Annotated in this window: 10 protein-coding genes and 1 pseudogene; 3 read left to right on the forward strand and 8 right to left on the reverse strand. The window is 60.3% G+C overall.

Features of this window, described 5'->3' with window-relative positions; translation table 11 throughout:
* From EOC83_RS32140 to tssA, 6 genes are all read right to left on the reverse strand, one after another.
* The coding region (locus EOC83_RS32140) for a type VI secretion system baseplate subunit TssF (protein WP_206516566.1) at positions 1-498 on the reverse strand (498 nt) is incomplete at its 3' end.
* Between the two features lies 1 nt (position 499).
* Positions 500-1,255 (reverse strand): type VI secretion system baseplate subunit TssE, encoded by a 756-nt coding sequence (gene tssE / locus EOC83_RS32145; RefSeq protein WP_013525306.1) that lies wholly within the window; start codon positions 1,253-1,255, stop codon positions 500-502.
* Positions 1,242-1,700 carry an Hcp family type VI secretion system effector gene (locus EOC83_RS32150; RefSeq protein ID WP_013525307.1) on the reverse strand — a complete coding sequence of 153 codons (459 nt, stop codon included), beginning with the start codon at positions 1,698-1,700 and terminating at the stop codon, positions 1,242-1,244. Before EOC83_RS32150 ends, tssE begins: the two co-directional genes overlap by 14 nt.
* 46 nt (positions 1,701-1,746) lie before the next feature.
* Positions 1,747-3,252: a type VI secretion system contractile sheath large subunit gene (gene tssC / locus EOC83_RS32155; protein ID WP_063170590.1), complete on the reverse strand. Its 1,506-nt coding sequence runs from the start codon at positions 3,250-3,252 to the stop codon at positions 1,747-1,749.
* Between the two features lie 2 nt (positions 3,253-3,254).
* On the reverse strand, positions 3,255-3,794 hold the full coding sequence (gene tssB / locus EOC83_RS32160) for a type VI secretion system contractile sheath small subunit (protein ID WP_013525309.1): 540 nt from the start codon (positions 3,792-3,794) through the stop codon (positions 3,255-3,257).
* Positions 3,795-3,800: 6 nt separating this feature from the next.
* Complete coding sequence (tssA, locus tag EOC83_RS32165; RefSeq protein WP_063170589.1) at positions 3,801-4,973, reverse strand: type VI secretion system protein TssA; 1,173 nt, start codon at positions 4,971-4,973, stop codon at positions 3,801-3,803.
* Between the two features lie 327 nt (positions 4,974-5,300).
* On the opposite strand from tssA, the gene tssH reads away from it, so the two are divergent.
* Complete coding sequence (gene tssH, locus EOC83_RS32170; RefSeq protein WP_013525311.1) at positions 5,301-8,066, forward strand: type VI secretion system ATPase TssH; 2,766 nt, start codon at positions 5,301-5,303, stop codon at positions 8,064-8,066.
* A gap of 421 nt (positions 8,067-8,487) precedes the next feature.
* On the opposite strand, the gene EOC83_RS32180 is transcribed toward tssH, so the two are convergent.
* Together EOC83_RS32180 and EOC83_RS32190 are read right to left on the reverse strand one after the other, a co-directional pair.
* Positions 8,488-8,703, reverse strand: coding sequence for a hypothetical protein (locus EOC83_RS32180; RefSeq protein WP_013525312.1), 216 nt, complete (start codon positions 8,701-8,703; stop codon positions 8,488-8,490).
* A gap of 528 nt (positions 8,704-9,231) precedes the next feature.
* Positions 9,232-9,414, reverse strand: a pseudogene (locus EOC83_RS32190) (helix-turn-helix domain-containing protein); the annotation flags it as partial.
* 457 nt (positions 9,415-9,871) lie between these two features.
* On the opposite strand from EOC83_RS32190, the gene EOC83_RS32195 reads away from it, so the two are divergent.
* Both EOC83_RS32195 and EOC83_RS32200 read left to right on the forward strand, forming a co-directional pair.
* Complete coding sequence (locus EOC83_RS32195; protein WP_013525315.1) at positions 9,872-10,072, forward strand: hypothetical protein; 201 nt, start codon at positions 9,872-9,874, stop codon at positions 10,070-10,072.
* A 404-nt stretch (positions 10,073-10,476) separates the two neighbouring features.
* The coding region (locus tag EOC83_RS32200; protein ID WP_206516567.1) for a CHASE domain-containing protein at positions 10,477-10,999 on the forward strand (523 nt) is incomplete at its 3' end.

Raw genomic sequence — 10,999 nt, forward strand, 5'->3', positions numbered from 1 at the left:
GACACCGCCGATCGGTCCTATGCCAGCCATCGCCATCGCACTGCGGTCCTGAAAAAAGCTGACCGAAGTGACCGCGATCGGCCATAGAGTCATTTCCTGGGCGGTTGAGAAAATGCAGCGCGTTGACAGGCCTGGCTGCAGGCTGGAAACCAGCCGTGTGTTGCGCTTGACGACGTGGCCGGCCAGCATGGTCTGGACCTGCTGGCCGGGTTTCAGCACCGCCATCGCCGTTGCCGGCGCCGGCGTGACCAGATCGGGATAGAGAACGTCGAGCACACTGCGGGAAAATCGCGAGCGCTCGGCATCGACCTTTAGCCGGGTGCGCGCGGCCAGGAAGGCTACGCCATCGAGCAGGCGCTCGACATATGGGTCCGGACACGGCACCGTATCGAGGGAAAGGTTGCGCGCCACCGCCGGATGCATGTCTGCGAATTCCGATGCAAGAGCGCGGATATGGCTCAGTTCCTCCTCGTAATATTCGACGAAGACCCGATCCATCTCAGGCCTCCCCAATTTCGGTCCGCGCCAAACCGTTGTCGAGATTGATCGTGGTGCGCAGGCGCATGCGTTCGGGAGTCGGGGTCATGATCAGAACGGCGTCTATCTCGATCTTCAGGCCGACGGTGTTGTCGCCAAGCGTGACCGTTACCTTTGTTGCGCTTTCCTTCAGGCGGGGCTCGAAGGTCGCGAGCACCATGCGGATCTCACGTGCCAACACCTCGCGATCGAAGTCGCGCGACGAGCGGCCCGAGAAGGAGGGCACGCCGTAATTGACCACGCTGCGGCGGACCTCCGGGAAATCGGCAAGCGAAGGGGGATTGTCCGCAACCTGTTCATTTTCCAGGTCGGAAAGAAGCGGCGTCGCCTCGAAGCGCTCTGTGTTGAAGAGCGCCTCGATGTCACGCCGTACCGCTTCCCTGAGCACGCGCGCCGATACCACCACGCCACGGCTTTCGATTTCGACGCGGTGCTGGGTCTGAACGGCCAACCGATGCAGACGGCGTTTCTGATCCGGTGTCAGTACCACATCGGCGTCGATGGCACGCGTGCTGCCGGCAACGAGTGTGTCGAGACGGTCCGCGCCAAGCTCGTCGAGCAGGACATGGCGCAGCCCGTCTATTTCCGAGGTCAGGCCCGGCAGATCATTGACGAGACGATCCCAAAGCGACGGCTGGACGGCTTCGCTTTTCGCCCGCAAGCTGCCAGTGGTCTGCTGCATGCCCGCGCCGGGTCGCCGAACCTCACTTGCCGACATAGACATCCATTTCGGCTTCATCATTGCCGTCATAGACGAATTTGATCTTCTTGTAGGCGAAGCTGACCTCTTCCTGGATCAGGTCTTCCTCATCCTCGGCCTGCGACATGTCGTATTCCATGATCGAGGCGTCGGTGAGGGTAACGACCAGGTAATCCTTGGTCTCGCCATCGATGGTCCGGCGGGCCGAGAACACCACCTCATCAAGGGCCTTGTTTTCGAACAAAGCCTTTTTCAGATAGGGCGATGATTTGTCGTAGTGCTTGGTGAATTTGATCATCCCCATGGAGACGCGGCCACGGCGTGACAGCGAATTGGGATCATAAGGTGCGACCATCTTGTAGTCGACGCCATGGATTTCAATCTCGTCATCGTGGCCGTCGCGGGTGCTGGGGCCTTTGATATCGGGAACCTTCAGGAAGCCATCAATCTTCGTAGTCGGCATTGTGTTTCTCCACCGCTTTCAAAAAACCAGGTTGTCGTTGCTGCGATCAAGTCTTAACGGACGGTAGTTCCGAGACCAGTCGGAGCGACGCGTTGATGCCCTCCAGCTGGTAATGCGGGCGCAGATAGAAGCGGGCATTATAATAGCCCGGCCGCCCCTCCACGCTGTCCACCTGGACCTCGGCGGCGGCAAGCGGGCGCTTGGCGCGCGCCTTGTCGTCGGCAAAGGCCGGGTTGGCCAGCACGTATCGATTGATCCACTCGGTCAACCAGATCTGCATGTCGGCGCGCTCCTTGAACGAGCCGACCTTGTCGCGCGCGATCGCCTTGAGGTAGTGCGCAAAGCGCGAGACCGGGAACAGGTAGGGCAGGTTGGCGCTCAGCCGCTCGTTCGACTGTGCATCGGGGTCGACCAGCCGCCCCGCCCGCGTTTCGTCGTCCTGCAGCGAGTGTGCTCCGATGAAGGCCGCGAGATCGGTATTCTTCCGGTGCAGGATGGGCATCAAGCCAAGCTTGGCCAGTTCCGCCTCGCGCCGGTCGTCGATGGCGACTTCCGTGGGACATTTCATCGCGATCGAGCCATCATCGGTCGGGAAGCTATGCACCGGCAGGTTGAGCACCGTGCCACCATTCTCCACGCCGCGGATCTGCGTGCCCCAGCCGAAAAACTTGTGACTGCGGTTGATGTTGACGCCCATCGGGAAGGCGGCGTTCATCCAGACATATTTGTTGTGATCGCCCTCCACCTCTTCCTCGAAGGTGAAACCCTTCACCGGAACGGTATCGGTGCCGTAGGGCAGCCGCGCCAGGACGCGGGGCATGGTCAGGCCGATGTAGCGAGCGTCCTCACTCTCGCGCAACGACTGCCACGAGGCATAGGCGGGGTTGGAGACGATCTGCTGCAGGTCTTGCGGGTTCGGCAGTTCCTGCCAGCTGTCCATGCGAAATAGGCGCGGCGAAGCGGCCGCGATAAACGGCGTATGCGCGGAAGCGCAGATGCCGGAGATGTTGCGCAGCAGGCCGACGTCACGTGGGTGATTGGAGAACTCGTAGGCGCCGATCACGCAGCCGATTGGTTCGCCGCCAAGCATCGAATACTCGTCTGTGTAGACTTTCTTGAAGATCGGGCTCTGGTCCCACATCTGACCTTCATAGTCTTCAAGCGTATCGGCCAGCTGCTCTTTGGAGATGTTCATCACCCGGATCTTCAGCTTCTGATCCGTCTCGGTGTTGTTGACGAGATACCACAGCCCTCGCCATGTGCCTTCCATCTCACGCACTTCCGGCGCGTGCAGGATTTCGTTGACCTGTGTCGTCAGCATCTTGTCAATGCCGGCGATCAGCGACTTGATCGATTTGATGGCATTGGAAGAGATGGTCGTGGTGTCGGAACGGGACTGCGCCGCGAGCGCGAGATTGCGCACGAGCTGTTGCAGCTTCTCGCTGTCGTCCTTCTTGACCTTGAAATCTTTTTCGAGGAGTCCGCTGAATTCATCGAGGTTTATGGCTTCGGCCTCCGCGGCGACTGAGGCGGTCTTTTGCTGTTCGGCCATGATCATTCCCCAACCTTGTCGTCGTCGGCCAGCGCCTGGCTGGCAATCTTGCCAAGAAGCGGTTCGTTGTTCAGAAGCTGCGCGATGCGCTTTTCAGCATCGACACGGCCATCCATGAAGCCGAGCAATTCCTCAAGTTGTCGACGCATCTTGAGGATCTCGGCCAGTTGCGGAACTTGCTCGGCAATCTTGTCGGGGGCGAAATCACCCATCTTGGAAAATGTAAGATCGAGCGCCAGTTCCTCGTCACGCTCCTGGCCCTCGGCCTGCGGCAGCGTGTTCTTCACCCGCGCTTTGACGCGGGGGCCGAGCGCCTCCATGAATTTTGGGAAGCGGTTCGCGTCGGTCTCGACAAAGGAGCGGTCCAGCACCGACTTTGACGCTTCCTTGGTTTGCGAAGCACCGGCAAGGTCGGCCATCACGCCCATGACAAACGGCAGTTCGATCGTCGTCGGGCTGCCGTAGGTTTCCACATCGTAGGCGATCTGCACCCGCGGCGCGCGATTTCGTTCGATGACCTTGGCTTTGCTTTCGGCTGGCATGTGTTGTTACCTTTCATCCTTCTGAGCCGTCTTCTTGGCATCGGGAACGCCGGCCAGCAGCCTGAACTCCTTCAGCCCCGAAGGGGCGAGATCTTCCATCAGTTCAACGAAATCCATGTGCACCATCCGACGGACCCGCCGAGCCAGGTGCGGAATTGGGCTCGACGGTTCGGTACGGTCATAGAAGGCGACGACCAGGTCGAGGCATTTCACCACGTCGTCGCGCGAGGAGATCCGGTCGGGGAGTCCCGTGCTCGAGTCCGCATAGCTTGCCATACTTGCCATAGCATCGGCTCCATGACCGTTTCGAGCAGGCGTTGCCAGTTCCGTCGGCACCGCCTGCGTGGCTGCGCCATTCGTCACCGCGCCGGCCGCTGAATTCCGTTCAAGTGTCGTCAGCAAACGCTGCAGGAACCGTTTTAAGTCCGGAACGGGAGTGCCGCTGCCCTCGAGACGAGCGTTGAGCGCAGTCTCGAGCGCATCCAGTGCCGTGATCGTCGCCCGGGCGTCGGCGATGAGCTGGACCATCTCCGCATTGGCCTGATCGATCTGTGCCGCACATGCGGCACGCACCCGATTCAAGAGTTGTCCGTGCGCACTGACCAGCTGCGCTTTTTCCGCCGCATTCAGCCCCGAGGCGGCTTCCTGGAGCATGACGCGATCGTCGAGCGCACCCTTCTCCAGGTCCTTGCCCTGAACCGGGCCGATTGCGCGCGGCGCGAAGAACGTCATTTGCCGCAGATTCGCCAACAACCCGTCCTGACCATTCTGCAGGTCGATCAGCGCGTTGATACGGCGCAAGGCGGCATCGCGCGGCGAAGCGTTGGGCCGCAGAGCCGGATGCATGGTGTCCCAATGCTGATCGAAGGTCTGCGCGATCAGCGTCAGACCTTGCGCCAATCCGGCCAGCCCGTCTTCATTGGCCAGCGCGCGCGTGACGATGACAAGCAGGCGCAAGTCCCTGCCATGCGCGCGCAATTCCTCCGCCTTTGCGAGCACAGCGGGCCAGTCGACTGGAATCGTGCTTTGCGAGCCGGCCTTATTGTTGCCGTCGTGGACGACCTTGAGTTGGGCTTCGGTCAGGCGCTCCAACTCATGGAAAGCCGGGTCGTTGCGCAAATCTTCCCCGGACGGATTCTCACCGTCTAGCGAAGAAAGCCAGAGTGCGAGATCAATCACACCAACCCCCAGCGAAGGCCCTCAAACCTTATGTGACCTTACGTTATCACACCGGTGCACTTTACCACAATTCAACGAGTGCTCCAAAATTAACAGAAGCTGAACACCGCCATGAGTACCGAACTCCGTGGCGCAATTGTCAATCCGTATGAGAAATGCATTGCGCAGGGCGCGCAATTCCGCTGTTGTTTGCAGCCGGTGGTGCAAGACTTCCACAATACGAGGAAGCTGGCTGAACCAGGCATTGAGGCCTCGTCCACAACGCACTTTGTCAAGTGGCGGCATCTGTGGCAGTTTATCGGCTGGCAGATTGCAGGAGCACGTTCGATGGAACAGCGCCGGTCGTCGCAGAGCTTCAAGCGTAAGGAACTGGTCGGCAAGCTTGATCCTGTCGGGGTGCGCGCCTTCAAGGCCGCGGCCGATAGCGCCAAGCTGCGCGGCAATCCTTACGTCGAACTCGTTCACTTCATCGAGCAGCTGGTGCTTTCCGACCGCTCCGATGTGCAAATGATAATCGCCGATGCGGGACTGGATGCCAGCCGGCTCACGGCAGATATGACCCGTGCCGTCGACAAGTTGCCCTATGGCGCAACCTCGATCGAGGAATTCTCCGATCATATCTTTCATGCAATCCAGGAAGCCTGGAACCTCGCGACGCTGGAGTTCGGCGTCGAGGAAGTCCGCAGCGCCCATATTCTGCTTTCCTGCCTGAAAACCCCGGTTCTGGAAGGCCTGCTGTCGAAGATCAGCGGCGAGTTCGACAAGATCGACGCCGATGCGGTTGTCGCGCGGTTCGCCGATGTCGTGGAAGGTTCGCTCGAAGGCGGCGCAGCCATCGCGGTTCCCGCGGCTGAAACGCCGAAGCGGACCATGGGCGGAGATTCGGCCTTGGCGAAATTCGCCACCGATCTGACCCAACGCGCCCGCGAGGGCAAGATCGATCCGGTCGTCGGCCGCGATCCGGAGATCCGGCAGATAGTCGACATCCTGATGCGGCGTCGGCAAAACAACCCGATCCTGACCGGCGAGGCCGGGGTCGGCAAGACGGCGGTCGTTGAGGGCTTTGCCTTGCGTATCGCTCAGGGCGATGTGCCGCCCACGCTGCAAGGCGTCAGCGTGCGCATGCTCGATGTCGGATTGATGCAGGCGGGCGCCAGCGTGAAGGGCGAATTCGAAAAACGGCTGAAGGCTGTGATCGACGAGGTTCAATCGTCCGAAACGCCGGTCATCCTGTTCATCGACGAGGCCCACACCTTGATTGGCGCCGGCGGTGCTGCCGGAACTGGTGATGCCGCCAATCTCTTGAAGCCGGCGCTGGCACGGGGCGAACTTCGCACCATCGCCGCAACGACCTGGGCCGAATATAAGCAGCACATCGAGAAAGACCCGGCGCTGACCCGCCGTTTCCAGGTGGTCAAGATTGACGAGCCGTCTGAGGCGGTGGCCGTTCTGATGTTGCGCGGTGTGGCAGGGGTTCTGGAGCAGCACCACAAGGTGCAGATACTCGACGAGGCGATCGAGGCAGCAGTCGGCCTGTCGCATCGCTACATCCCGGCACGGCAACTGCCTGACAAGGCGGTGAGCCTCCTCGACACCGCCTGCGCCCGTGTCGCCATATCGCAGCATGCTACGCCAGCCGAGGTCGAGGACATCATGCGCCGCCGCCAGGCTCTGGAGGTCGAGCGCGGCATCATCGGGCGCGAGGCCGCGATCGGCATCGAGGTGGCTGAACGGCAGGCGCGCGTCGACACCGGGCTTGCCGAAAGTGAGATCACCCTGGCTGCGGCGCAGCAGCGTTGGGATCGTGAAAAGGTGCTCGTCGCCGAGATACTCGAACTGCGCGCCAGGCTGCGCGGCGAGGGTGTGGCGCTCGATGCGGCCACCGTTGGGGCCGATGCCGAACCGGCAGCGGCGAACGCAGAAAAGACCAAGGTAGCGGAGTCGTCAGAGACTGAGCCGCCCAAGGCCGCCCAGACGGACGCGGAGACACAGGCCGCTGCCGATCCTGCCGCCGATCTCGCCCGATTGCGCGCACTGATGGCCGAATTGGCAGCGGCACAAGGCGAGACACCGCTGATTCTGCCCTCGGTTGACCGCAATGCAGTGGCCGCCGTGGTCCAGGACTGGACCGGGATCCCGACCGGACGGATGCTGTCCAGCCAGACCGAAAAGGCGCTCAAGCTCGCCGCCACGCTTTCGGAACGGGTTGTGGGGCAAGATCACGCCATGGAGATGATCGCCAAACGCGTGCAGACCAGCCGCGCCGGGCTTGGCGCGCCTGAAAAGCCGGTCGGGGTCTTCCTGCTTTGCGGCCCCTCGGGCGTCGGCAAGACCGAAACGGCATTGGCGCTGGCCGAAACGCTTTACGGTGGCGAGCAGAACCTGATCTCCATCAACATGTCCGAGTTCCAGGAGGCGCACACCGTCTCGACACTGAAGGGCGCACCGCCCGGCTATGTCGGCTACGGCAAGGGCGGCATTCTGACCGAAGCGGTGCGCAGAAAACCCTATTCGGTGATCCTGCTCGACGAGGTCGAGAAGGCGCATCCCGACGTCCACGAAATCTTCTTCCAGGTCTTCGACAAGGGCATGATGGACGACAGCGAGGGCCGCCGGATCGATTTCAAGAACACCCTGATCCTGCTCACCTCGAATGTCGGCTCCGAAGTTATCATGGACCGCACAAGGAATGGCACGCTGCGGACCGGGCTCGACGATCTGGATACCGCCTTGCGCAGCCCATTGCTGAAGGTCTTCCCGGCTGCCTTCCTTGGCCGGGTGGTGACCATTCCTTACTATCCGCTCTCTGATTCGATGATCGAAGCGATCACTGGCCACCAGTTCGCCAAGATCGCTCGCCGGTTGCGGGCAACCAACGATGCGGAACTGGTGATCGGCGACGGTGTCATGGATCTGGTCAAGGCCCGCTGCACCGAGATCGAATCCGGCGGGCGGATGATCGATGCCATCCTGACCAACACGCTGCTGCCGGAACTGAGCCGCGGCGTGCTTAACCGGTCGCTCGAGGGCGAAAAGATGACCAAAGTCACCGTCGGCGCCTCCAAGGAAGGTTTCACTTATTCCTTCGAGTAGGTTCTGATCGTGTAGAACCTCGTCGCCCTCGGCTGCCGGCCCGCTATTCGCGATCCCCCGTGGCGCCGCAATTCGAGAGGTGGCGGTCTTGCCCGTGCGCGAGAACGACGTGCGCAGCCGGTAGCGGATCGTCCACGACAGCACCGGCCCGCCGGTAGCATCGACGATCGTCCATCTATTGAAGGTTACCGACTGTCCCGCGCATTTCCAGCTGCGGGGACGCCTGGGCTTGAAAGAAGCTCACTGGCTTATCCGATGTCGCCCAGACGCAAATTCCGCAGGCAATCCCGAAGGAGATCAACAGGGCGGGCGAGATGGGTAAGCGGTGCAGGGATTGGCTGGGCCTCTTTGTTGCAGACCCGCCCAAAACCTCCTGCAACCGGATCGGTTCGACATAAAATATTTACCGTGTTGGCATGGTTTACGAATGGTTTCGCGGGCCATCCACCTCATGGCCGCTTTGGCTTTGGCCGGACCGGTTAAGGTTGAGCCGGATGATTTGACCGGCTGCGAAACTCCTCGCAAATTCCTCGTTGTCGAAAAGCTGTTGGGTGGTCACGCCATCCTCGATGATCTGCACCGCCCATTGGCCGTCTATGTGTTCTACCCGAACACCGTCCTTCTGATCGTCGCCCACGCCCGCACTCCCACACAACGATGTGGGAAAAAAACCATGTGATCGGCAATCCAGCAAGTCACAAAACCGTACGAATCCGGCCGCTGGTTAACTTTGTAAAAGCGTCGAAATTTTCGCAAATGCCCGCACCCGCAGGAAACCAATTTTGGAAGGCCCGTAGCTCACACGGCCGCAGCCCGATCATCATCGATCCAGAGAAGCTGTGGACGGCATGTTGCGAGTACTCGAATGGGTCGACGCGCACCCGCTCTATGAGGCCAAGCCCTTTGCGTATCAGGGCGAGGTGAAGATAGAGAACGTGGCGAAGATGCGCGCCATGACGATTTCACCAGCCAGGTCGAGGAAATCATCCGCACCCAGAAGTTCGAATCGGAACTCACCGGCAAAGACGGCGAACCGTTGCCGCTGGTCCCCGTGGTCAATGTCACAGTCCGCAGTTCTTGACCTGGAGCTGCATCCCAAGCAGGGGATAGCATACAACACCGAAGCGACCGAAACGCTGTATGGTGGCGCGGCCGGCGGCGGCGGCTCCTCATCATGGCGCCGATTGCTCGGTCGGCCGCGCTCCTTCGACACCAGCCCGCCGGCGCCGTCCTGGTCATAGGCTTGCAACAGCCGGTGAACCTGACTGCGGCTGAGATGAAGAAGCTTCGCCGCCTGGACGCTCAGCCGCCGGTCGCGGATCTTCTGGATGGCTTCAAGACGATGCAGCTCTTTTTTGCGACAAGGTGATCAAAGGCATGCCGGCTCCGCAATACGCCCGGTCTCACGCCAGGCAGTGTGAAGTCGTCAGCCTTCCTTTCCAGCTTCGAGTTGGCCAGAGCATGAGCTGTGAAAGTCGGGGACTGTCGCATCTCTAAATTGCTCAAGTGTCGCATCTCTATATAACTGCTACATCCAGAAGTCGCATAACATACATTATGGAACATTAAATTATGATTTGAAATCAATGGGTTGGAAAAATTTATCGGCTGTTAGCCACCCGCTCCATCATGCTTTCGCCGCACAAGAAAAGCAAAATGCGTTTCATCGTTGGGCCACCTGGGCCCCTTTTGTTGCGAATAGCTGCTTTGTGCCGCGAGGACCTTGGGAAGCTATTTCCTTTCGAAAACAGATTTTTCCTTTCGGGTAGAGGTTGGGATATGATTGCGCGACAGGAGTGCGATCTATGCAGAGTTTCACCGTCGAGCTGATACGCGACGGCAAAGCTGTGGAACGTGCCGAGGTTCAGGCCGAAAATGTTGTTGAAGCTGCGAAGACGTGGGGACCAGTAACCATCCCGTACGCCGAAGAGCCTGACATCGGCGAATGGATCAGGGTAACGCACCCTTGCGGCAGCACGACAAGTTGGTTCGAGCCGGATCGTTAAGCGCGGCCAATTTAGAGCTCACTGGCCAGGATGCGTCAGGGCTGTGAGTAAGAGCCGTGACGAACGTCACGGCGTCGGGATCATAGCAGAAGATGGACGGATGACCCGGTGCGAACCAGCGATGACAGCATCTTCCTGATGTCGATCTCTCCCCTCCCCTCTCCCCTCTCCTCTCCCAGGCTGTCCGTCCGCTTTCCCTACCCTTCTTCCGCCCGAGCAGGACGACCCTGCTGTTCGGCGCAGCAGGACTGGCCGGCACAGGCCCAACGGTACTACGCGCAGCGCCCAAGCGCAGCCTTTCGAAACTTGGTGGCACAGACCAGAAGCTTTTATGCAGATTGGAAGTCCAAATTTAAACAGTTCATCCTACGTTGGCCGATGGGCTTTTTGTCAAGGAAACGCAATTGAGCCGGTCGGGCAGAACGGATTTTGACTTTGATGGTGCAAGAAAGGCGGTTTTTTCGACCGCCAACTTGCCGGCGGCAATTGCGTTGGCCGTGCTTGTGATCTGCGCGGTCCTTGCGGACTTGCAGAACACGAAAGTGTCCGATCAACTCGCGCGCGCCGAAGTCCAGGCCAAGGTCAACATCATAAGGGCCAAGCTCGAAGGCAATGTAAACGGTAATCTCCAGCTTGTTCAGGGCCTCGTCTCGGCCATAGTTACAGAGCCGTACATGGGACAGCAGAGATTTGCGTCCCTGGCAAGCAACCTGTTCCGACAGAGATCGCAACTGCGCAACATCGCCGGTGCGCCCGATCTCGTCATCTCGCTGATGTACCCGATGGAAGGCAACCAGAAGGCGATCGGGCTCGATTACCGCAAGAGCGAGGCGCAACGGACGGCGGCGCTTCGCGCGCGAGACCTCGGCGTTCTTGTGTTGGCAGGCCCCGTCGACCTGGCCCAGGGAGGGCGGGGCTTTGTCGGGC

It is taken from the genome of Mesorhizobium sp. Primo-A, assembly GCF_003997175.1.
Taxonomy (GTDB): Bacteria; Pseudomonadota; Alphaproteobacteria; order Rhizobiales; family Rhizobiaceae; genus Mesorhizobium; species Mesorhizobium ciceri.

Coding starts and splice junctions, on each gene's coding strand:
- EOC83_RS32195 (WP_013525315.1), top strand. CDS start 9,872: ATGCAGAGTTTCACCGTCGAGCTGATACGCGACGGCAAAGCTGTGGAA.
- tssC (WP_063170590.1), bottom strand. CDS start 3,252: ATGGCCGAACAGCAAAAGACCGCCTCAGTCGCCGCGGAGGCCGAAGCC.
- tssB (WP_013525309.1), bottom strand. CDS start 3,794: ATGCCAGCCGAAAGCAAAGCCAAGGTCATCGAACGAAATCGCGCGCCG.
- EOC83_RS32150 (WP_013525307.1), bottom strand. CDS start 1,700: ATGCCGACTACGAAGATTGATGGCTTCCTGAAGGTTCCCGATATCAAA.
- tssH (WP_013525311.1), top strand. CDS start 5,301: ATGGAACAGCGCCGGTCGTCGCAGAGCTTCAAGCGTAAGGAACTGGTC.
- tssE (WP_013525306.1), bottom strand. CDS start 1,255: ATGTCGGCAAGTGAGGTTCGGCGACCCGGCGCGGGCATGCAGCAGACC.